Genomic DNA, 22,763 nt, shown 5'->3' with positions numbered 1-22,763 from the left:
CCGGTTTATTTTGCATAAAAATCGATTAAGTATGCATTTATGTGCCTGTTCCGCAACGGCTTATGCACCAAAAAGGTGCAAAACATCTATTTTGCACCGTGATAGTTCCCCATCGCGGCGCGTTATCCCCTTTTCTCAATCGCCGTAGACATTAAAATCGAAGTACTTTTTGGCCATTTTGTCGTAAGTTCCGTCCTGGCGCAGTTCGGTCAGCGCTTTATCAAACGCGGCTTTTAGCTCGGTATCGTCTTTGCGCAGCCCAACCCCCGTCCCGTCGCCAAAATATTTTTTATCCTTCACGGAAGGACCGGCAAACGCATACTCTTTGCCCGCTGGCTGCTTCAGGAATCCTTCGCTGGCGGCGACTTCATCCTGCAATGCGGCATCCAGACGACCGGCGGTTAAATCGGAATAGATAAGATCCTGGTTGGCATAAGCCACCACATCCACACCTTTAGTGCGCCAGTTATCATTGGCGTAAGCCTCTTGCGTGGACCCTTGCAGCACGCCGACATGCTTGCCTTTCAGCGATTCCAGCGTCGGCTGAATGGGAGACCCTTTTGCCGCAATCAGGCGTGAATCCGCCGCGTAAAGTTTGTCGGAAAACGCAATTTCTTGCTGGCGTTTATCGGTGATAGAGAGCGATGAAATAATGGCATCAATTTTTTTCGCTTTTAGTGAGGGAATAAGCGCATCAAAGTCGCTGGCGACCCAGGTACATTTCACCTGCATACGCTTACACATTTCATTACCGAGATCGATATCAAAGCCAATAAAGTCGCCTTTGGCATCTTTCGATGAGAAAGGCGCGTAGGTGGTATCTGTTCCAATACGAACCGTTTGCGGAAGCGCGGCGTAACTGGCCGCCGTCGCGCCCAGACCTATCAGCAAAGACAAAGCGAGAACGGTCTTCTTCATACATACCCCTCAAGTAGCGTTATTTTCTTATGTTTTACGTGGTGTTGTGTGTTTGCAGACTTTTTCATGCAGGTCTTATGCCATTTTCACGTCAGCAAAACGATTCGACGTTAAATTTGTTAATAAAACGTTGCAATATTGTCCTGATGTTGAAGATAGCAGGTATGACGGTTGAACCGCAGCGTTTCGACGGCTTTTAACGAATTAAATGTTGAGGATATGATCGCGGTTACAAAATTGCCCTGAAACAGGGCAACAGGGACAATAATGCACGCTAAACAGACAACGCTATGCGCCCTGCCAGCGAACAAAAAGATCGTGCGGAAGGGGGATATCAAACTGATCCAAAACTCGGTTAACCGTTTGATTTATAACATCATCTAACGTCTGAGGAAGATGATAAAAAGCCGGAACCGGCGGCATAATCACCGCGCCTATCTCAGCGGCCTGGGTCATTAAACGCAAATGCCCGATATGCAGCGGCGTTTCGCGCACACACAGCACCAGAGGTCGCCGCTCTTTTAATATCACATCCGCCGCGCGGGTAAGCAGTCCGTCAGTATAACTGTGGACAATCCCCGACAGCGTTTTAATCGAACAAGGCAAGATAACCATTCCCGCTGTCGGGTAAGAGCCCGAGGAAATGCTGGCGGCAATGTCGCGCACATCGTGCGTCACATCGGCCAGCGCCTGCACCTCGCGCAGCGAAAAATGGGTCTCCAGCGCCAGCGTTTGCCGGGCCGCCTGGCTCATCACCAGATGCGTTTCCACGCTATCGACATCGCGCAAAATTTGTAATAAGCGCACGCCATAAATCGCTCCGCTGGCGCCGCTAATTCCTACAATGAGTCGTTTCATGTTCTCTTACCGTTTACGAGCGCCGTTCATCCCACTGTGTTACGTAATCGGCTCAAAGTGGGTCTGAAGAGATACCATGACAAAAGAATCCCTATCATAAAAGCCAGCTCAACCAACATTATCACTACCCCTTGCTCACTAAACCAGGTGCCGACCATAATGGCAAAATTGGTGATAATGACAAATCGGGCCGTCCAGGGGAAAAGCGGCGATCGATAGCGTAGCAAATCGCTGGCGTACGTTCCATTACGCACCGATTGTCGGAAGCGATACTGGCACCATCCGATGGTTATCCATGCCAGGCAACCCACCTGCCCGGTACTGGCGATCAGATATAAATAAAATTGCTGTGCGGGAATATAGCGGGTCAGCAACGACACCAACGCCAGCAAGGCCGTGATTAAAATAGCATACACCGGCACGCCGCCGCCGTTCGTTTTACCAAAGCAGGCTGGCGCAAAGCGATCGCCCGCCATAGACCACAGCATACGCGAACTGGCGTAAATGGCCGAGTTAGCGGCAGAAACCGCGGCGGAAAAGATCACCAGCGTCATCAGCGTATCCGCCCCCGGAATGCCCGCGTGGGAGAATACCCATACAAAGGGACTTTGTCCATTTGGCGTCAGTTCATACGGATAGACCAGCGCCAGCACCGCAATCGCCAGGCCGTAAAATAAAATGATTCTGAGACCGATCCCCAGGATCACCTTCGGTAAAATAATGTGCGGCGATTCGGTCTCCCCTGCCGCATTTCCTACCAGTTCCACCCCCTGGAAGGAGTAAATCACGATCGTCATACAGACCACAATTTGCTCCCAACCGTGGGGAAACCACATTCCGTCTGTTTTTAACGTCGGGTGCCAGTCACTATGGCCCATTAGCGAGTAGATCATGACTCCGCCCGCGCAGATAAACAGCACGATCGCGAAGACCTTAATGGCCGAAAGCCAGTATTCGCATTCGCCAAAACTTTTTGCGGAGGTGAGATTGATGGCTGTCAGGATGAGCAGAATCGCCAGGCAGAACATATATACCGGAACCGCGGGGAAAAACTGGTGAGCAATAAACCCTGCGGCAGTGAGGTCGGCCGCAAGGGAAAAGACCCAGCTAAACCAGTAAAGCCAGCCAATGGTATAGCTCCAGCAAGGTGACGGCATAAACATCAGCGCGTAATGTTGAAATGAACCGGAGTGAGGAAAGGCGCATGATAATTCGCCAAGACACATCATCGTCGCCAGCATAATGGTTCCGGCAAACAGATAGGCCAGTAAGGTTCCCGCCGGCCCGACGCTGCTTAACGGCTCGGCAATGCCGATAAATAAGCCGGTGCCAATCGTGCCGCCCAGCGACATCATCAGCAGATGCCGTTTCTTCAGGTTACGCCGCAGACCGCCTTCAGGCTCTGCTGGCGAAGATTGTTGCAGGGTATCCATCGTTACTCCCTGTCTTTCGTGAGGTCAAAGATGCCGCCGCGACATAGCCGCGGCGGTTATGCGTTAACGCGTAAACCTCCAGGCGACGCCTTTGGTCTGGCAGGCCATTAACAGGCCCGTATAATCCAGCTCAAAGCGAACCACATCGCCTACTTTTAGCGACTGACGACAATCTTCAATATCCACCAGCGTATGATCGCTGGTTTGCCCTAAGATAGTGATAGCGTCGTCGCATGGCACACAGTTATCCGATGGCACATCCTGACGACCAAACGCCAGCAATGCGCGTCGGCGTATGCCACGATCGACAAAGGTTTTACTTTGCAAAAAGGCATCGACGCCCAGCTCCCCGACCGGGACGGTCGGTTTACTGTTCAGTTCGATGATTTCCGCTTCCAGGATATACATATCGGAACAGGCTTTATCGACCGGTTTTGCGGAGTGGTGAAATTCATTCAGGTATTTCATGTCCACATATTCAATGCCGAATTCATGCAGTCCGCCGATGCGCAGATGATTCAGCCCCTGCGGCCAGATACCTTTATCCAGCAGGTGATAGCTGGTGCAGTTTCCCGCAGAAAGCCGCCGGACAGGAATACCGCTGTCGGCTTCCAGCCGGGCGGCCAGCGCCAGAAAATCCTCGCCATTTTTTACCGTTGGCAACACGGTGCCGTAACAATTAAAGTTGGTGCCCAGTCCATATAATTCCAGACCGGGCAGACCAGTAATCAGAGTCACGGTCTCAAGAATGCGTTGATATTCACCAAACCAGATACCCTCGCGTAAATCGCCCATATCCACCATCAGTAATACCTGATGCGTTTTCCCCTGGCGTTGGGCTTCCTGCGATAATGCCCGTAATACCACCGGCTCGCTATTTAAACTAATATCCGCGTAGCGCACCACATCTTCGATTTCACTCAGACACGGGCTGCGTAACAGGCAGGTCGTACATCCTGTCTCGCGTATTTTTTTCAAATTATAGGTTCGTGATTCAGCAATAACGGTAATTCCGCCGTTGAACACCGCCTGCGCGGTTTCCACGCAGCCGTCAAAAACTTTATTGACAGCCATCACGTCAATACCGCTGCTTGCCAGCAGAGCTTTTTCCGTGCGGGCGTTTTCTTCCAGCTTGCGTAGATTTATTTCCAGAACTGGCATATACATTTTATTTTCCTCCCGCCATGCTTAAACGGGCATTACGTTTCTGCGCCCGATGGTAAATGTACTCCGCGACGACAACCGCCAGCACGGCTCCGCCAATAATTTTCCCGGCGTACTGGAAATATCCTCCCATATCAATTTGAGAAGGCGGAATAAATAACAGCGCAACGGCAAAGGCGATAGAAAGAAAACCCAGCGCGGGTAAAATAGCCGGTAAAACCTTGCCCGGAATTTTAAAACTTCTTGGCGTATCCGGCTGAGTCTTACGTAAACGCCAGAACGCCGGGAACATCACCAGATAAGGAATAAAATAGGTGATGGTCGTTAGCGCCGTTAACATCCAGTAAGCCGCCGCAACGCTTGGCGAAATAAAAGTCGAAAAACACAGGACCGTGACAATAATCGCCTGTACAGTCAAGGCAAAGGCGGGCGTTTTCCACACCGGATGTAATTTGCCGATTCGGTCCCCCAGCAGATTATCTTCACGCGAGGCTTCCTGGAGCATATAAATCGGCCCCACCAGCCAGGAGTTAATCTGCCCGAGAGCGCCAAAAAACATACAGATGGCCATAACAGGAATTAACCACGGCATATGCAGCGTGTCCGCAGCAGCATGCATAGCCTGCATGACGCCTGCCACGATGTCGGTTTTCCCGGCGGGTAAAAGCGTGTTTAGCGCCCAGGTGCCGACCATATAGATCCCAACGATAACGGCGGCGGAGACGGCCATCGCTCGCGGAAAATCACGCTGTGGATTACGGGTACGCCCGGCAATCATCGGGGCGACCTCCAGTCCGGCAAACGCAAACATCATGCTGGATAAGAAAACGATCGTATCCCAGTGTCCGAGATCCGGAATCCAGTTTTTCGCTGTAGTGTAGTCCGTCTGCATCTGGTGTCCGGTACATAGCCATACCACCGCCAGCAAAATGAGGATGGCGGAGGGAATAAATACGCCGCACCAGGCGCTGATGCTATTAATAATTTTTGTCCATTCCATCCCGCGGATATTCATCAGCGTTAATAGCCAGAAAATTACCGCGGAACCAATACCGATAAATGCTTTATTTTCCGCCAGGCCGCCGCCGATCATATAGCCCAACGCGGTAAAGCCGAATTGCAGCATTAATGGGAAAAACAGTACGCAGGAAAAGAGAAAACAAACCACGACAATCCATGCAATACGTTTACCAAATGCCTCTTTAATCCAGACAAATATCCCGCCATCTTTCGGCCAGCCGGTTGACAGCTCGCCGCATACCATCGCTAAAGGAAAAAACAAGCAGAATGCGGCTATCACCCATAACAACATGGCCGATGCCCCGTAAGGCGCCACGTTAGGGATTTGCCGCAAACTCAGAATAGCGATGACATTCATAAAGACAATGTCTTTGATGCCAAGTAAGCCAGAATTCGTGTTACTCATGGCCATCTCCTGTTATGCATTCAGGCATCACTGCCCTCTTCTTATCATCTGACGACGGGCTTCAGCATAAAACTGAAGCCCAAAACAGTATTAATAAATGTCGTACTTGACCATATCTTCGTAACTGTCTTCCCGACGAATCAGACGCGTTTCACCATTTTTATCGATCATCACCACGCCCGTGCGCGGACGGTTGTTATAAACGGTTTGACTTTCAATGGTGTATGCCCCGGCATCAAGAAACGCGACAATATCGCCAACATGAGTCTCCTTCGGCAGTAAAAACTCTTCGCCTTTCACCCCCATGTGGAAATAATCTCCGCCATCACACAGCGGCCCGGCTAATTTTACCCAGGCGTCGTGCGCTGCCGTCATGCGAGAGGCGTTATAGACATAAAAGAACCAGTCAAAATGCTGGCTGTCAGAGAGTACGCTGTAACCAGCGTCGACAAATTTCCATTCAACGTGGCATTCCACATTGCCGTTAAGATCGTAATTTGTTTTACGTTTTTCGCAGGAGACTTCCGTCAGTAAAACCGCCGCCGACCCGGTCACTTTACGTCCCGGTTCAATACATATTTCCACATCGGTACGCCATTTATGCACTTCGCGAATGACCGCATCGGCAAAATCTTGGGCGGTAATACCGGCATACATATTATCTTTTAACGGGTCGCCATTCTCGTCGTCATATTTATAGGGAACCGGAATTCCGCCGCCTACGTTGATCAAATCAAATTTAATACCGAGCACCTCTTCCAGGCGACGGGATTCATCCACCAGCACTTTAGTCGCTTTTGCGAAAGGCTCTGACTCCGGCACCTGATCGCCCACATGCATATGCAAGCCGCGCAAATGCACATAAGGCATCGCCAGAATGCGGCGGCAGGTTTCTTCCGCCTGTTCCAGGTCGAGACCCGACTTCGCATGGAAAGCGGTAACCAGTTCCGCATGCGTCGCCGAGGGAACATTCGGCTCTACGCGGACGCAAACATTGGCGACTTTCTTCAGCTTGCGAGAGATGGCATCAATATGTTCCAGCTCATACAGGCTATCAACATTAATAAGATACAGATCGTTGGCGATGGCATACTCCAGATCGGCAGGCTTTTTCACCACGCCGTTGAAGACGATCTGATCGCCGCGAAAGCCTATCTCCAGGCACTTGCGAACCTCATATTGTGAGTTTGCCTCCGCGCAAATTCCGGCGTCACGAATGGCTTTCAACACCCCCATGACCGAGCAGGTTTTTGACGCAAAGAAGGTTTTGGTATTTTTATGCGCCGCAAATGCCTGCTGGATTTCATGAATGTTACGAATAATCTCCGGCTCAGAAAACACATAGAACGGCGTGGGGTACTGGCGCGCCAGAGCGTCCAGATCGACCCCTTCAAAACACAAATGACCGTCTTTGTGCTGGAAACGGCGATCGCCGTTGATTACCTGCTCACGTAGCTGGTTGTAATTCTGCATAATCGAGTCAGTCATAACGCCCTCTGCTTAATGTTTATGGTAAAAATCCGCATTCTTTACATGGATAAAGCAAAAGGCATGCCACTATTTTTTATAATAATAATCAATTACTTATAAAAATAAGCTTTTTCTCATTTTCGTCATTGAGTTTGCTATTCATCACAACGACGAAAATTCGTCACTTTTATAATGGCAACATGAACAATAGATATGAGGAATGCGTGTATGGCATCCACCAATCAGGAACTGGCCTCGGCGCTCAGGATGTTTTCCCGCTTTTTCGATTTGATTCATCAGCCGTTGGCCGTCATTAATGAGCGTGGTGAATACGTTTACTACAATCAGGAAAGCGCGGATCTGGACGGCTACAGTATTGAACGGGCAATGGGAAAACATATGCTGGATGTCTATCCGGGCATGAAAGAGACCCAAAGTACGATGCTTTCATCGTTAAAAAAAGGCGTGGAATACATTGGCCATTATCAAATTTATTACAATGCGCGAGGCCAGGCCGTTGACTATCAGCACACCACCGCGCCGCTCTATGCAAGCGATGGCGGCATGGTCGGCGTTATCGAAATCGGCAGGAATATGTCCGGCGTCAGGCGGCTCCAGGAGCAGGTGGTAGAACTGAACCAACTGCTGTATGCCGATCACCATGAGAAGCACCATGCCATTATTACCGAAAACCCGGAAATGCTCAGTAATATCGCCAAAGCCAAACGGCTGGCCGCCAGTAATATTCCGGTGACGATTGTCGGGGAGACGGGTACGGGTAAGGAGCTATTTTCCCGCCTGATCCATCAATGCAGCAAGCGGGCGAATAAACCATTTATCGCCCTGAACTGCGGCGCTCTACCGCCTACGCTTATCGAAAGTACGCTTTTCGGCACCGTGCGCGGCGCCTATACCGGCGCGGAAAATAGCCAGGGCTATCTGGAGCTGGCAAACGGGGGAACGCTCTTTCTTGATGAGCTGAACGCCATGCCGATAGAGATGCAAAGTAAGCTGCTGCGATTCTTGCAGGATAAAACCTTCTGGCGGCTCGGCGGACAACAGCAACTCCACTCTGATGTCAGGATCGTTGCCGCCATGAACGAAGCGCCCGTCAAATTAATTCAACAAGAACGCCTGCGGGCAGATCTTTTTTATCGGTTGAGCGTCGGAATGTTGACGTTACCGCCGCTGCGCGCCCGCCCGGAAGATATTCCCTTACTGGCGAATTATTTTATTGATAAATACCGTAATGACGTGCCGCAGGACATTCACGGATTAAGCGAGACGGCGCGTGCTGATCTGCTCAATCACGCCTGGCCGGGTAATGTCAGGATGCTGGAAAACGCGATTGTACGCAGCATGATCATGCAGGAAAAAGACGGGCTGCTCAAACACATCATTTTTGAACAGGACGAGTTAAATTTAGGCGTACCGGAAACCGCGCCGGAAAATCCCCTTCCCTCGTCACCCGATCCGCAGTATGAAGGGTCGCTGGAGGTACGGGTTGCCAACTACGAAAGGCATTTAATAGAAACCGCGCTGGATACGCATCAGGGGAATATTGCCGCCGCGGCCCGCAGCCTTAACGTATCGCGCACCACGTTACAGTACAAAGTACAAAAATACGCTATTCGCTTCGGCGTGGTGCGTAATTGACATCGGCCAGCGGCATTGCGCCGCTGGCAAAGCCATTAGCCTTCGTTATGCATTTCCAGGTTTTCCATTTCGTTCTGGAACAGCACCGCTTTGGCGTCGTCATTACGTAATGAATCCAGGAAGTCGAGGTATTGCTGGTCTACGTCTTTGGTGACATATACCCCGTTAAATACCGAACATTCAAACTGCTGGATATCCGGGTTTTCCGCGCGTACGGCTTCGATCAGATCGTTCAGATCCTGGAAGATAAGCCCGTCTGCGCCGATGATCTGACGAATCTCATCCACCTCGCGACCATGCGCGATCAGCTCATTGGCGGTCGGCATATCAATGCCATAGACGTTGGGGAAACGAATTTCCGGCGCGGCGGACGCCAGATAAACCTTCTTCGCGCCGGCTTCCCGGGCCATCTCGATGATCTGCTCTGATGTGGTGCCACGCACGATGGAATCATCCACCAGCAGGACGTTCTTATCGCGGAATTCCGCGCGATTAGCATTGAGCTTACGGCGCACGGATTTACGGCGTAGCTGTTGGCCCGGCATGATAAAGGTACGTCCCACGTAACGATTTTTGACAAATCCCTGGCGGTACGGCTTGCCGAGAATACGGGCAATTTCCAGTGCGATATCGCAGGAGGTTTCCGGGATAGGGATCACGACGTCGATGTCCAGATCTTCCCATTCACGAGCGATTTTTTCGCCAAGTTTGGTGCCCATATTCACACGAGCGCTGTAGACGGAGATTTTGTCGATAAAGGAGTCCGGGCGAGCAAAATAAACGTACTCGAACAGACAGGGGTTACTGACCGGATTATCCGCGCACTGGCGCGTGAACAGTTGCCCCTTTTCGGTAATATAGATAGCTTCGCCTGGCGCAACATCGCGCAGGAATTCAAAGCCCAGCGTATCCAGCGCCACGCTTTCAGAAGCGACCATATACTCCGTACGACCATCGCCAACGTCACGCTTGCCCAGCACTAACGGGCGAATGCCGTGCGGATCGCGAAAAGCCACCATGCCGTGGCCGATAATCATCGCTACGCAGGCATAGGCGCCGCGGATTTGACGGTTAGTCGCGGCAATCGCGGCAAAAATATTGTCGGCTTCCAGCGGATAGTGACGGAAGTTGTCGAGCTCGCTGGCGAAAATATTGAGCAGGATTTCGGAATCGGAGGTGGTGTTGATATGACGGCGCTTTTCTTCAAACAGCTTTTTACGTAGCTCATGCGCGTTAGTCAGGTTGCCATTATGGGCCAACGTGATGCCATACGGCGAGTTAACGTAAAAAGGTTGCGCTTCCGAAGCGCTGGAGCTGCCTGCGGTAGGGTAGCGTACATGGCCAATCCCCATGTTGCCCTGCAAACGCTGCATGTGGCGAGCTTCAAAAATATCGTTCACCAGCCCGTTTGCCTTACGCAAGCGGAAGCAGTTATTCGCATCAATGGTGATGATACCGGCAGCATCCTGACCACGATGCTGGAGCACTGTTAACGCGTCATAAATCGACTGGTTGACCGGCATAACACCGGCGATACCGACAATACCGCACATACGTCATTTTCCTCGTTAAGCCACATCTCAGAACCTGTTACGTCCTGGGCAAGAAACTCGACGAGCTTTGCAGATAGTCAAAGAACCATCTGATGATGAAGCTGAACTGCGGGATGAGCTGCGATTTGCTCCAGTCTTCGCTTTTCGACAAGCCGGTAAAGGTATCAAGGAAGAACAGAATGGCGGCGACAATCAGCGCGCCTCGCAGTGCGCCGAAACAGATCCCCAACACCCGGTCAGTTCCCGACAGGCCGGTCTTTTCTACTAGCTGACCTATCACAAAATTCACGATAGCGCCGACGATAAGCGTCGCGATAAACAGTACCGCGATAGCAATCCCATTACGAACCAGTTCGTCTTCAAAGCCCGTAAACCAGACAGACAGGTAAGTGTAGTAGTGACTGGCGACAAAGAAAGCACAACCCCACGTCACCAGCGATAACGCTTCACGAACAAAGCCGCGGATCAGGCTAACCAGACAGGAAAAAGCAATCACCGCGATAATGGCGTAATCAATCCAGACCATAGATGTCCCACGATTTTACGCCCTGTCGTCCTGTTCGGGGCGCATTCTAACAGAAAAAGAAAACGTTTGCGTAGGGATTTCCTTCCCACGCGTAAATAAAAATGGCGCTGAAAAAATATTCAACGCCATCACACTTTTTATCTCTTCGGGCACGACCAGAAGAGCTGCCATCGGCCTGATAAGCGCAGGATACCAGGTTTATTCCTTCTGCCGGATGGCGGCGTAAACGCCTTATCCAGCCTACAGAACTTCGGCTATTACCAGATGAACACCGTAGGCTTTAGCGCTGCGCGCTCAGGCAAAACGCGCCTTAGTTCGGGCTATATCCCATCACCACGCCGCTTAACCCGGAAATCTGCTTGAGCTCGCCAAGCGATCCTTTCATCTTATCTTTCGACGCATCCGGCCCGACGAGAATACGGGTTATTTTACCCTGTACCGGCGTTGAGGGGGAAGTATAAACCCGGAACCCGGCGGAACGAAGCTTGCCGACTATCTCGTTGACTTTATCCGCGTTTTTCAGCGCGCCCAACTGTACGACATAAGCTTTGCCGGTCGGCGCAGGTTTATCGTCGGCGGCCGGTTTCGGCGCGGGCGTCGGCGTGGAAGCGACGACAACCGGCTGTTGCGGTTTAGGCTGCGGCTTCGGTTTTTCAACCGGCTTCGGTTTAGGCGTCTCCGCCGGTATCGGATCAAGCTCGACATTGTTAGACGCCATGCGCGACGGGTCCAGCGATGGCGCTGCCGCATCTCCCGCCCGCACCTCTTCAGCCGCCCCTTCCGGCGGCTGTGTCGGCAGCGCCTGCGTTGCGGCAGGCATCATATCCGGCTCATCGCGGTCGCCAGGCTTCGGTACCAGTGGAATCGCAGCAAATTCATCCTGATAATGCTTTTTCTGTCCGTCCAGCAGACCGGGAAGCACAATAACCCCCAGCGCGACTAACACAATCGTGCCGACTAAACGATTCTGAAACTTACTCGCCACCGATTCTCCCCGCGTCTATCACTTCCATAACATGTGCGACGGTGTGGAACGATCCGCACACCAGCACGGTATCTTCTGGCTGCGCCGCGTCGATAGCGGCCTGCCATGCCTGCGCGACGCTATCATAGACATTCCCTTTCCCCAGATGTTCCAGAAGTTGTTCCGCCGTCGCGCCGCGCGGCCCCTCTAACGGAGCACAATACCAGTCGTCAACCACGCTTTTCAACCAGGCTAACGTGCCGGCGATATCTTTATCATGCAGCATACCAATCACCGCAAGCACGCGCCCGCGTTTCGGCAACATTTTCAGACGACCCGTCAGGTATTCCGCCGCGTGGGGATTATGGGCGACATCAAAGATAACGCGCGGCGACTCACTCACGATTTGAAAACGTCCCGGCAAGGTAGCCTGCGCAATACCGTCGCGAATCGCCTGTTCGTCAATGTTCAACCCGCTGGCGCGCAGCGCGGCCAGAGCGGTGGCGGCATTCGGCTGGGGAACCTGCGGCAACGGCAGTCCGGCAAGCGTGCCGTCGCCATCGGTAAACGCCCACTGGGTCGCTGTCACCTCATAACGCCAGTCAACGCCGCGACGCAGCAACAGCGCGCCGGTCTCCTGCGCGACATCCGCGATGGTTGCCGGCATTTCCGGTTCGCCGACGATAGCGGGTTTTTCCGCACGAAAAATCCCGGCTTTCTCGCGGCCGATACTTTCGCGATCCGGCCCCAGCCAGTCAGTATGGTCAAGCGCGATGCTGGTAATTACCGCTACATCGGCATCCACAATGTTCGTGGCGTCCAGGCGCCCGCCCAACCCGACCTCCAGAATCACCACGTCAAGGTTAGCCTGTTTAAACAGCCACAATGCCGACAACGTACCATATTCAAAATAGGTCAATGAAATATCGCCGCGCGCCGTTTCTATTTCCGCAAAGGACGCGGTATGCGCGGATTCCGCTAATTCTTTCCCCTGCACGCGCACGCGCTCGGTGTAACGTACCAGATGAGGCGAACTATAGACGCCCACACGGTATCCCGCCGCGATTAACACCGACTCCAGCGTGCGACAGGTCGTACCTTTGCCGTTGGTTCCCGCAACGGTAAAAACGAACGGCGCAGGCTTGAGGATGTCCAGACGCGCTGCCACCTGGCTTACGCGCTCAAGGCCTAAATCGATACTCTTGCTGTGCAGGTTTTCCAGATAAGAAAGCCACGAGGCCAGGGGCGACGCAGCTTGAGGTATAGATTTGTTTTTCATTGATTCCGCTGCTTCTTTACGGTGAAAAGCAAAAGGGCAGAGCCTGCGGCCCTGCCCTTTTCAGTTATCAGGCCTCAGACTCCTGATCCGGCGCCGGAGGCACCACCACGCCTTCACGCGGGGCGTCCGGGTTCGGCGCGGGCAGATTCATCAGCTTCGCCAGAATGCTCGCCAGCTTCAGGCGCATTTCCGGGCGGCGGACTATCATATCAATAGCGCCTTTTTCGATCAGGAACTCACTGCGCTGGAATCCTGGCGGCAGTTTTTCGCGAACGGTCTGTTCGATAACGCGCGGGCCGGCGAAGCCAATCAGGGCTTTTGGCTCGGCGATGTTGAGATCGCCCAGCATCGCAAAACTGGCGGAAACGCCGCCCATTGTCGGATCGGTCAATACCGAGATGTAGGGCAGACCACGTTCCTGCATTTTCGCCAGCGCAGCAGAGGTTTTCGCCATCTGCATCAGAGACATCAGCGCTTCTTGCATACGCGCGCCGCCGGAAGCAGAGAAACACACTAACGGACAGTTATCTTCCAGCGCCTGTTCAACGGCGCGAACGAAGCGTGCGCCAACGACAGACCCCATTGAGCCGCCCATGAACGCGAATTCAAACGCGGCGGCGACAACCGGCATACCGTGAAGCGTCCCTTTCATGACCACCAGCGCGTCTTTCTCGCCGGTTTCTTTCTGCGCGGACGCCAGTCTGTCTTTATATTTTTTGGAGTCGCGGAACTTGAGCACGTCTTTCGGCTCCAGCTCGCTACCCAACTCCACAAGGGAACCTTCATCTAACAGGCTATGCAGGCGATTGCGCGCCGACATGCGCATATGATGGTCACACTTAGGACAGACCTCAAGATTACGTTCCAGCTCAGCGCGGTATAAAACCTGACCGCAGCTATCACACTTGGTCCACACCCCTTCAGGAATGCTTGCCTTGCGGGTGGGAGTAATGTTGCTTTTAATTCGTTCAATCCAGCTCATTGGTGACCTTTCTGCCTGAACCTTAGTCAGCTTTATTATAAGGGGCGCATAATGCCATTTTTGCCCCCAACAGACCATGAATGTTGCACATTAAAACATAACAGCCCGAAACTTTGGATAAAAAAGTGGTCGAACCGCTGAGTTACTTTCTATTTTGCGGCACGCGACGCAGCGCGCTTATGCCGAATAATCTCGATGACGCCAGGTAATATCGAAACCACGATAATCCCCACAATCAGCAGCTTAAGGTTATCCTGAATCAACGGTATCGTACCGAAGAAATAACCGGCGTAGGTAAAGAGCAGCACCCACAGCAGCGCGCCGATGACGTTATAAGCGGCAAAATGCCGATAGGACATGTGCCCCATCCCTGCCACAAACGGCGCAAAGGTTCTGACGATCGGCACGAAGCGAGCGAGAATGATAGTTTTACCGCCGTGTTTTTCATAAAACTGGTGGGTTTTATCCAGGTAACTGCGGCGGAAAATTTTCGAATTCGGATTACTGAACAGTTTTTCGCCGAACAGTCGACCAATCGTGTAATTTACCGCATCGCCAACAATTGCGGCGATCAGCATTAACGCCACCATGACATGCACATTGAGATCGTTGGTTTCCAGCGAAGCCAGCGCCCCGGCGACAAACAGCAGCGAGTCGCCCGGCAGAAACGGCGTGACGACCAGGCCGGTTTCACAAAACAGAATCAAAAACAAAATAGCGTACACCCAGACGCCGTACTCCGCGACCAGCTCCGCCAGATGCACATCGATGTGCAGAATAAAATCAATAATAAAGTAGATCAGGTCCATATTTGTCTTTGCCTTTCTACCCGACACGTTTCGGGTGTGCGATTCGGATTAGTCCGCCAGAAATAGCGGGCCCATTGGTGGTTTTGGAAGGTCAAACCGGTCAGGGTAATCCACCGCAACCAAATATAGCCCTTCCGCCTTCGCCGTTGCCGCCGCCAGCGTTCTGTCCCTGGCCGCTAACAGCTCTGCGATCCAGCTCTCCGGCTGGTTGTGAGCGCCTACTTCCAGCAGGCTGCCGACAATATTCCTGACCATATGATGAACAAAGGCATTCGCTTTGATATCGACCACCACATAAGGGCCGTGGCGGGTAACGTTGATGTGCATCACATTACGCCACGGCGTGCGCGACTGGCACTGCACCGCGCGAAACGAGGTAAAATCATTTTCACCAAGCAGACACTGCGCCGCGCGATGCATCCGCTCTGCATCCAGCGGCTCATAGTAATGCGTCACGCCTTTTGCTAACACCGCAGGACGCAGTCGATGATTGTAGATGATATAGCGATAACGGCGAGCCGTAGCGCTAAATCGCGCGTGAAAATCATCCGGTACAGTTTTCACCCAGCGCACGGCAATGTCACCAGGCAAATTCGCATTTACCCCCAGCGTCCATGCCGCATCTTTGCGCAATGCGGTCGTTTCGAAATGGACAACCTGCCCGGTGCCGTGAACGCCGGCATCGGTACGCCCGGCGCAGAACACGTTAATAGGTTCATTTGCCACCTGCGAGAGCGCTTTTTCCAGCTTTTCCTGCACGCTGCGCACTTCATTCTGACGCTGCCAGCCATAATACTTGCTGCCGTCGTACTCAATACCCAGCGCAATTTTATAGACCGGCGATGATTGCTGTCCGGACATCAGTACAGATACTCCTGCACCAGCTTCTCCGCAATTTTAACGGCCATCAGCGCGCCGCCGAAACGCACGTTGTCCGCCACTGACCAGAACTGAATTTGTTCCGGCATACCGTAATCATTATGCACACAGCCAATAGAAAGCTGTGGATTGCCGGAAGCGTCGCCCACCTGCGTCGGGTAATCCGTCTCTTCTGACAGTACGATATCTTCACCGCGGGAAAACGCCTCGCGCGCCTCTTCCGCCGCCAGCGGACGGAGCGCTTCAAAGCTCACCATCTGCGCATGGCCATAGAACACCGGCGACTGCACGACACTGGCGGAGATCATCACGCCATCGTCCTGCAAAATTTTACGCACTTCATCGACGATACGACGTTCCTGGCGCACGCTGCCTTCACGATCCGGCAGCAGCGGCAGCATATTGAACGCCAACTGGCGGCCAAAGAAATCATCTTCATCAATCGGTATGCCGTTAAGCAGCTTCGCACTCTGTCCGGCCAGCGCATCGACCGCTTTTTTCCCCTGTGCGGACGCTGATAACATACTGGTGACGGCGATGCGCGACAGTCCCCCCTGATCGATTAACGGCTTGAGCGCCGCCAGCAGTTGACTGGTCAGACTATCGGCGACCGCAATCACGTTACGGTTACGGTAATCCGCCAGTACATACGGGTTAACTTCCGGCACGACCAGCGGCACATCAGGCTCCAGCGCGAACAGACCGCTGGAATCTATCACCAGGCAACCTGCATTGGTCGCGTCGTCTATCCAGGCAGCCGATGCCTCTGCGCCGGCAACGAAAAACGCCAACTGCGCCTGCGTCCAGTCAAAGTCCGCCGCATCCTGGACAATGACCGACTTGCCACCAAAACGGAGGTGCTCGCCCGCGCTTTCATGACGCGCCAACGCATAAATTTCACCGACCGGGAACTGGCGTTCAGCCAGTGTTTCAAGCAGGGCTTCGCCTACGGCGCCCGTTGCGCCCAGAATGGCAATGTTCCAGCCTTCAGACATGGTGATTTACTCCAGAAATACATAAGCGTCCCTGTCGCATTATTCGACAGGGAGCATTAAGAAGACATTAATGTGCCGGGTGATGAACAGCGTTAAAACCTAGCTTACACAGCAAGGCGGCTGCCGTTTCGTCGTCACACATCACGTATAAAGACGACCATTCACGGCGCTCAAGATAATTTTTACGCAATTTATCAAATTCACCCGGAATTCCAGCGACTTTACGCAGTGGCGCATCGTCGCGGCGCACATCATACACCAAATGCGCCAGTCTTTTCAGCGTCGGTTGATCCAGCGGGCCGTGAAGCGTAATACGACCAAACTCAGGCGCAGGCAGTAATGTCTCCAGCGCGACATGCTGCTCGCGACCGATAAACGCGCTATACGCCTCAAAGACCTGGGTGGTGCCGCGCGCTTTGCCTTCCAGCGTATAGCCGGCAATATGCGACGTGCCGATATCCACGGCTTCCAGTAGCGCGACGTTAAGATCCGGTTCGCCCTCCCACACATCAAGCACCACGCTCAGCGGCTGCCCGGCATTAAGTCGCGCCAACAACGCGGCGTTATCCACCACCGGACCGCGGCAGGCGTTAATGAGAATGGCGCCGGGTTTCAGTCGACGGATCAGCGTCTCATCGGCCAGATGCAGCGTTTTGTACGGTCCGTCTTTATAAAGCGGCGTATGGAAAGTCAGGACATCCGCTTCCTGCACCAGCTCATCCAGCGTACGAAAATCACCCTCGTCCCCGCGTGCGGCGCGTGGCGGATCGCACAGCAACGTGCGGATACCCAACGCTTCAAGCCTGGTCTGTAGCCGGCTTCCGACGTTACCCACGCCGACAATCCCTATAGTGCGATCGCGTAACGAAAAGCCGTCACGTTCGGCCAGCATCAACAGCGCGGAAAACACATACTCCACCACGGCGATAGCATTACAGCCGGGCGCGGCTGAAAAACCGATGCCCGCCTGCTTCAGCCATGCCTCATCCACATGATCGGTGCCTGCCGTAGCAGTACCAACGAAGTTAATCGGCGTGCCGCTCAGCAGCGATTCATTCACTTTCGTGACCGAACGCACCATTAACGCATCGGCATGGTTCAATTCTTCAACGGGGATCGGGCGACCCGGCACTGCCTTTACCTCACCCAGGCGGCTAAATAATTCGCGGGCGTAAGGCATATTTTCATCAACGAGAATTTTCACGACTGTCGTACCTGTTTGAGAACGAGAGTTAACCGGACAAGTGTGCCATAATCTGGCCGCCAGGCATATATTGCTCAGATTTATGGTTAAAGGATAATTAATTATGCATCCCATCTCCGGCGCCCCTGCACAGCCTCCAGGCGAAGGGCGTAATCCTCTTTCCGCTGCGAGCGAGCAGCCGCTTTCCATGCAACAGCGTACGGTACTGGAAAGGCTGATCACGCGCCTGATTTCACTGACCCAGCAGCAAAGCGCGGAAGTATGGGCCGGAATGAAACACGATCTGGGGATAAAAAATGACGCGCCGCTACTGTCGCGCCACTTCCCCGCCGCTGAACAGAATCTTACCCAGCGTCTGGGCGTAGCGCAGCAAAATCACGCCAATCGTCAGGTACTTTCACAGCTAACAGAGCTGCTTGGCGTCGGGAATAATCGTCAGGCCGTCAGCGATTTTATCCGTCAGCAATACGGTCAAACCGCGCTTAGCCAGCTTACGCCCGATCAACTCAAAAACGTGCTGACGCTCCTGCAACAGGGGCAGCTTTCCATTCCGCAGCCGCAGCAACGTCCGGCAACGGATCGGCCATTATTGCCTGCTGAACATAATACGTTGAATCAGTTGGTGACGAAGCTGGCAGCCGCGACCGGCGAGTCAAACAAACTTATCTGGCAATCAATGCTGGAACTCTCCGGCGTGAAAAGCGGCGAGCTCATTCCGGCAAAACAGTTTACTCATCTGGCGACATGGCTACAGGCGCGGCAGACGCTGTCACTACAACACGCGCCTACGCTACATACGCTGCAGGCTGCGTTAAAACAACCGCTTGAGCCGGACGAGCTCACAGCGATCAAAGAGTATGCCCAACACACTTATCAAATTCAGCCGCAAACGGTGTTGACCACCGCCCAGGTGCAGGACTTACTTAACCATATTTTCCTGCGTCGCGTAGAGCGGGAGGCGGATGAGCTGGAACCGCTCTCTATTCAACCCATCTACCGTCCGTTCGCGCCGATGATTGAAACCGTGAAAAATCTGTCTGCGCGACCAGGCCTGTTGTTTATCGCGCTAATAATTGTACTGGCGCTTTTCTGGCTGGTTTCTTAACCACGCCGGAACGATAATATCGTCACCAGGATGCCAACCACTGCGGAGATCGCTCCCGCGAGAAATACGGAAGGATAGCCGCATGACGTGGCCAGCATGCCCGCCAGCGGGCCGGTAACGCCGTAGGAGATATCCTGAAACGCGGCGTAGCCGCCGAGCGCCGTACCGCGTACCTGTGCAGGTACGCGTTTCACAACCTCCACGCCCAGCGCCGGGAAAATCAGTGAACACCCAGCCCCGGTGAGCGCCGCGCCTACCAGCGCTATCCAGGCCGTCGGCGCCAGCCACAAGAGCAGCAGTCCTGCCGTCTCAACCAGCAATGAGACAACGGCGACCTTCACGCCGCCAAAGCGGTCCGGCATCCAACCGAACAATATGCGCATCAGTACAAACGCACCGCCAAACGCGGTCAGGGTGAATCCCGCCATCGTCCAGCCATTGCTGACAAAATAAAGTGAAATAAACGTACCGATGACGGCAAAGCCCACGCCCTGCAATGCCAGGCCCAGGCCCGGTTTCCAGATAAGCCCGACCACGCTCCACAGTGAAGGTCGCTCCCCCGTATACGCAGGCACTTTACGCACGGTGCCGTTGAATGCCCAGGCCAGCAGCGGTAAAACCATCGTCGTCCCCGCCAGCGCCGCGAAGCCAAAGTGGCTATGGATCAGCAAGCCCAACGGCGCACCGGCCGCCAGCGCGCCGTAAATCGCCATTCCGTTCCACGACATCACCTTACCGGAACGCGTTGGGCCAACCAGCCCCAGTCCCCAGGTCAGGGTTCCGGTCAGCAGCTGGCTTTCGCCAAATCCGAGGATCAAACGCCCGACAATAAGCAGCGCGAATTTTATCGGCGCGGAAACTGGCAACAGCGCGGCCAGGAGCCAGGCGGCGCCCGCCAGCCCGCAGGCAAACATCCCCTGTAACGCCGATCGTTTAGCGCCATATTGATCCGCCAGCCGTCCGGCATAGCCGCGCGTCAGTACCGTCGCAAAAAACTGAATGCCCACGGCGATCCCAACCATCGTATTGCTATAGCCCAGTTCGTGATGGACAAAAAGCGGGATGACGGGTAACGGCAGGCCGACCGTCATATAGGTCAGGAAAACCGCAAAGGCGATGCGGAACAGCGAAAAATTCGCAGACGGGGTCGTTGTTTTTTGGCTAACTGCTGTCATGCATTACTCCAGAATGCAGAGTAAGGCGGGGAAAGGCCACGCCCCCCTCTACCTGAACGTCAGGATTAAGGTGCGTTGGATAACGTTAAACACTTACGCATTATCGGAAGGATAATGTAGAAAGTGAAGTCTGCCTGTGAGACGCGAAACTTGTCAACCTTGAAATTGCAGCCAGGCTATCAACGTGGCGGCGTGTCATCAAACAGAAAGGGAAAGACCGCTTTCATTCCTCTCACCTTAAAGCGTCCGGTCACCTGCTTGCGCTGTTCTGGCGTCAGTAACCTGAACATCATCTCCCAGATATCTTCAGGCTCCGCTTCCTGTAAGGAAATGGGTTCTGGCGTCGGTTCCTCTCCGCTGTCGTCCAGATAACGATGAACATAAAGAGGGAAAACAGATATATGAAACTCCTCGGCCTTTGATTTAACACGCTTACGCCTGACCCCCTCTTTCCCTTCGCTGTACTTATACAAACGTTCGCGAACCGCAGGCTCGCTTCCCGGAAACCCCGGTAAGCCAAGACATTCCTTAACCGTGAACCATTCCTTTGCCATCGGTTTCTTTCCTTTCCCCTGATGAAATAAAAATATTTCTTCTTTTTCGCGAAATTTTGCTTTCTTTCTGGCACTATTCTCAGAGTGAAAAAGAAAGTAACTTTCTTTTTATCACGCTAATTTTTACCTTAAAAATATCGGTGCCGATAACACATCTTCTTAGGATTACAGAATGGAACCAAAAAGCCAGGACTGGCATCGTGCAGATATTAAAAGTGCACTTGAAAAAAGAGGTATTACGCTCAGAGATCTTTCTCGTCAGGCTGGTGTGCGGAATTTACCCGAAAGGCAATTCAGGCGGGCGGTATCACGCTGGGGCATACATATCATGCGAAAGATTATGGCCCAATGTTAAGAAGCGCCGGATTCACCGCTATTGGTACCTATGAAATGCCGCGCGAGGGTGACGTCATTATTATTCAACCTTACGCTGGCGGAAACCCGAGCGGTCACATGGCGATATACGATGGCGCAGAGTGGTATTCAGATTTTAAACAACGCGATATGTGGGCCGGCCCGGGCTACCGGGCAGCCAGGCCCTCATATACCATCTACAGGAAGAATTAATGAAAACGTTCTCCCTTGTCGCGCTTATCCTGTTGCTTTGTAGTTGCTCTGCGCCTCATCACGACAGTACGCAGGCCGTGAAGCAGTTCTATACCTCATGGATGACGACGTTCACGAACGATGTGAATACCCCTGACGACACCACCGCCTTAATGCAACGTTACGTTGCTAAAGAGGTTATTCATCGCCTGGCGCTAATACAGTCCCTTTATGAACAGGAGATTGTGGGGGCAGATTATTTTATGTATGCGCAGGACTATGCGCCAGAGTGGATTCCACAGTTACGGGTTGGGAAGGCACACCCTTTCCTCGGCGGAGAAAAAGTGGATGTTCTGTTGGGTACAGAGTCAACGCCCATCCACCTGGAAGTTTATACCCGTTGGGAAGAGGGACGCTGGAAAATTTACCGCGTTCGGGATGCTGACAGGGGTTATGAACAGCCGATTTATGACGCAGGCGCCATCACCCAGGCTGAGGCCTGGTCAGCGAAAGTCGCGCCGGAATATAAGAAGCATTAAAAAAGGGAACCGCCATCGGTCTCTTGTTCGTACCGGAGAGGTTAAAGCGCCTCTTGCATCAGGCGCTTATTCCGTCGCTGAAAACAGTAAGCCGAAAATAACCCAGGCATTATTTAAAATATGAAGTATTATCGGTATCATTAGCCCACGGCTTCTCATTCGAACAACGCATAATATCGATGAAAACACAAACAGATAAACAAAAGTCACCGCAAAGAGATATTGTGTATGCATAATTGCAAAAGCGAGTGAGGTAATAATAATACCGGAAACTCTCGAGTACCGACCCCAACCGATACTGCTGTTTAATAAAAACCCTCTGAATATAATTTCCTCCGCCACAGGAGCCAGAAAGCACATCGCCAGCGTGTTAAGAAATTTATGAAGAAAAAATTGCCTTGATAACTCGGCCATCCAGGGTTCCGGGCCACTAAAAGCATTGTAGAGAACGGTAAGGCACACCAGGGCCAGCGCCGGAAAAAAACATTCCACAAATGATAAGCGGCCCAATGATAAAAACGGATAATACTTTGAATAAATACTCCAGGCGGCAATCGCATAGACAAAAACAATACTATATATAAAAGGCGCAGCCAGACCTCCCAAATAAAGCCAGGCATAGGAAGGCGAAAATGAGGCAAAAACAAAAATGCCAAGCAAACCAAATAAAACAGCCACACAACTCAAACTATGCCTAATTTTATCTAATGTATTAGTTGGCATTTATA

The 22,763-nt window shown here is 52.8% G+C and carries 21 protein-coding genes and 2 pseudogenes; 5 read left to right on the top strand and 18 right to left on the bottom strand.

Going from position 1 to position 22,763, the window contains the following annotated elements; genetic code table 11:
* Positions 1 to 135: 135 nt before the first annotated feature.
* From argT to NA624_RS17680, 6 genes are all read right to left on the bottom strand, one after another.
* Positions 136 to 918, bottom strand: coding sequence for a lysine/arginine/ornithine ABC transporter substrate-binding protein ArgT (argT, locus tag NA624_RS17705; protein ID WP_000754418.1), 783 nt, complete (start codon positions 916 to 918; stop codon positions 136 to 138).
* Positions 919 to 1,206: 288 nt separating this feature from the next.
* Positions 1,207 to 1,776, bottom strand: a complete 570-nt coding sequence (locus NA624_RS17700; protein WP_000825685.1) for a UbiX family flavin prenyltransferase — start codon at positions 1,774 to 1,776, stop codon at positions 1,207 to 1,209.
* A gap of 26 nt (positions 1,777 to 1,802) precedes the next feature.
* On the bottom strand, positions 1,803 to 3,209 hold the full coding sequence (locus tag NA624_RS17695; protein ID WP_000380365.1) for an amino acid permease: 1,407 nt from the start codon (positions 3,207 to 3,209) through the stop codon (positions 1,803 to 1,805).
* A 63-nt stretch (positions 3,210 to 3,272) separates the two neighbouring features.
* On the bottom strand, positions 3,273 to 4,376 hold the full coding sequence (locus NA624_RS17690) for an alanine/ornithine racemase family PLP-dependent enzyme (RefSeq protein ID WP_000281907.1): 1,104 nt from the start codon (positions 4,374 to 4,376) through the stop codon (positions 3,273 to 3,275).
* A gap of 1 nt (position 4,377) precedes the next feature.
* Positions 4,378 to 5,799: an APC family permease gene (locus NA624_RS17685; RefSeq protein ID WP_000072512.1), complete on the bottom strand. Its 1,422-nt coding sequence runs from the start codon at positions 5,797 to 5,799 to the stop codon at positions 4,378 to 4,380.
* A gap of 90 nt (positions 5,800 to 5,889) precedes the next feature.
* Positions 5,890 to 7,287 (bottom strand): diaminopimelate decarboxylase family protein, encoded by a 1,398-nt coding sequence (locus NA624_RS17680; protein ID WP_000132307.1) that lies wholly within the window; start codon positions 7,285 to 7,287, stop codon positions 5,890 to 5,892.
* Between the two features lie 210 nt (positions 7,288 to 7,497).
* Here NA624_RS17680 and NA624_RS17675 point away from each other — a divergent pair, with 210 nt between their 5' ends.
* The gene (locus tag NA624_RS17675) at positions 7,498 to 8,925 is read left to right on the top strand and encodes a sigma-54 interaction domain-containing protein (RefSeq protein ID WP_000168925.1); all 1,428 of its coding nucleotides are present in this window, start codon (positions 7,498 to 7,500) and stop codon (positions 8,923 to 8,925) included.
* A gap of 35 nt (positions 8,926 to 8,960) precedes the next feature.
* On the opposite strand, the gene purF is transcribed toward NA624_RS17675, so the two are convergent.
* From purF to pdxB, 9 genes are all read right to left on the bottom strand, one after another.
* The gene (purF, locus tag NA624_RS17670) at positions 8,961 to 10,478 is read right to left on the bottom strand and encodes an amidophosphoribosyltransferase (RefSeq protein WP_000334205.1); all 1,518 of its coding nucleotides are present in this window, start codon (positions 10,476 to 10,478) and stop codon (positions 8,961 to 8,963) included.
* Positions 10,479 to 10,515: 37 nt separating this feature from the next.
* The gene (gene cvpA, locus NA624_RS17665) at positions 10,516 to 11,004 is read right to left on the bottom strand and encodes a colicin V production protein (protein ID WP_000262102.1); all 489 of its coding nucleotides are present in this window, start codon (positions 11,002 to 11,004) and stop codon (positions 10,516 to 10,518) included.
* Positions 11,005 to 11,314: 310 nt separating this feature from the next.
* Positions 11,315 to 11,989 (bottom strand): cell division protein DedD, encoded by a 675-nt coding sequence (gene dedD, locus NA624_RS17660; RefSeq protein ID WP_000157032.1) that lies wholly within the window; start codon positions 11,987 to 11,989, stop codon positions 11,315 to 11,317.
* On the bottom strand, positions 11,979 to 13,247 hold the full coding sequence (gene folC / locus NA624_RS17655) for a bifunctional tetrahydrofolate synthase/dihydrofolate synthase (protein ID WP_000792286.1): 1,269 nt from the start codon (positions 13,245 to 13,247) through the stop codon (positions 11,979 to 11,981). The genes dedD and folC overlap by 11 nt, the downstream gene beginning before the upstream one ends.
* A gap of 67 nt (positions 13,248 to 13,314) precedes the next feature.
* Positions 13,315 to 14,229, bottom strand: a complete 915-nt coding sequence (gene accD, locus NA624_RS17650) for an acetyl-CoA carboxylase, carboxyltransferase subunit beta (RefSeq protein WP_000118383.1) — start codon at positions 14,227 to 14,229, stop codon at positions 13,315 to 13,317.
* Positions 14,230 to 14,378: 149 nt separating this feature from the next.
* A complete protein-coding gene (locus tag NA624_RS17645; protein WP_000364317.1) occupies positions 14,379 to 15,038 on the bottom strand; it encodes a DedA family protein in 660 nt (219 codons plus the stop codon).
* Positions 15,039 to 15,086: 48 nt separating this feature from the next.
* Positions 15,087 to 15,899: a tRNA pseudouridine(38-40) synthase TruA gene (gene truA, locus NA624_RS17640; RefSeq protein ID WP_000016631.1), complete on the bottom strand. Its 813-nt coding sequence runs from the start codon at positions 15,897 to 15,899 to the stop codon at positions 15,087 to 15,089.
* Positions 15,899 to 16,912, bottom strand: a complete 1,014-nt coding sequence (locus NA624_RS17635) for an aspartate-semialdehyde dehydrogenase (RefSeq protein WP_001289141.1) — start codon at positions 16,910 to 16,912, stop codon at positions 15,899 to 15,901. Before NA624_RS17635 ends, truA begins: the two co-directional genes overlap by 1 nt.
* A 67-nt stretch (positions 16,913 to 16,979) precedes the next feature.
* Positions 16,980 to 18,116 (bottom strand): 4-phosphoerythronate dehydrogenase PdxB, encoded by a 1,137-nt coding sequence (gene pdxB, locus NA624_RS17630; RefSeq protein ID WP_000699176.1) that lies wholly within the window; start codon positions 18,114 to 18,116, stop codon positions 16,980 to 16,982.
* A gap of 103 nt (positions 18,117 to 18,219) precedes the next feature.
* On the opposite strand from pdxB, the gene flk reads away from it, so the two are divergent.
* Positions 18,220 to 19,221 (top strand): flagella biosynthesis regulator Flk, encoded by a 1,002-nt coding sequence (flk, locus tag NA624_RS17625; RefSeq protein WP_000553395.1) that lies wholly within the window; start codon positions 18,220 to 18,222, stop codon positions 19,219 to 19,221.
* On the opposite strand, the gene NA624_RS17620 is transcribed toward flk, so the two are convergent.
* Together NA624_RS17620 and NA624_RS17615 are read right to left on the bottom strand one after the other, a co-directional pair.
* Positions 19,218 to 20,396 (bottom strand): MFS transporter, encoded by a 1,179-nt coding sequence (locus NA624_RS17620; protein WP_000127720.1) that lies wholly within the window; start codon positions 20,394 to 20,396, stop codon positions 19,218 to 19,220. The genes flk and NA624_RS17620 overlap by 4 nt on opposite strands.
* Positions 20,397 to 20,575: 179 nt before the next feature.
* Positions 20,576 to 20,950: a hypothetical protein gene (locus NA624_RS17615; RefSeq protein ID WP_001051266.1), complete on the bottom strand. Its 375-nt coding sequence runs from the start codon at positions 20,948 to 20,950 to the stop codon at positions 20,576 to 20,578.
* A gap of 172 nt (positions 20,951 to 21,122) precedes the next feature.
* Between NA624_RS17615 and NA624_RS17610 the strand changes: the two are divergent.
* The 3 genes and pseudogenes from NA624_RS17610 to NA624_RS17600 all read left to right on the top strand — a co-directional run.
* Positions 21,123 to 21,254: pseudogene (locus NA624_RS17610) on the top strand (helix-turn-helix domain-containing protein); the annotation flags it as partial.
* Positions 21,200 to 21,517 (top strand): annotated as a pseudogene (locus tag NA624_RS17605) (hypothetical protein); the annotation flags it as partial. The pseudogenes NA624_RS17610 and NA624_RS17605, both read left to right, overlap by 55 nt.
* On the top strand, positions 21,517 to 22,035 hold the full coding sequence (locus NA624_RS17600) for a YbjP/YqhG family protein (RefSeq protein ID WP_000847542.1): 519 nt from the start codon (positions 21,517 to 21,519) through the stop codon (positions 22,033 to 22,035). The pseudogene NA624_RS17605 and the gene NA624_RS17600, both read left to right, overlap by 1 nt.
* A gap of 66 nt (positions 22,036 to 22,101) precedes the next feature.
* Here NA624_RS17600 and NA624_RS17595 read toward each other — a convergent pair whose 3' ends face one another.
* Positions 22,102 to 22,758, bottom strand: coding sequence for a CPBP family intramembrane glutamic endopeptidase (locus NA624_RS17595; protein WP_001142914.1), 657 nt, complete (start codon positions 22,756 to 22,758; stop codon positions 22,102 to 22,104).
* Between the last annotated feature and the right edge of the window lie 5 nt (positions 22,759 to 22,763).

It is taken from the genome of Salmonella sp. NW38 (assembly GCF_051807745.1).
Classification (GTDB): domain Bacteria; phylum Pseudomonadota; class Gammaproteobacteria; order Enterobacterales; family Enterobacteriaceae; genus Salmonella; species Salmonella enterica.
The sequence above is the reverse complement of the archived record's forward strand: the minus strand, read 5'-3'. Positions and strand labels throughout refer to the sequence as shown.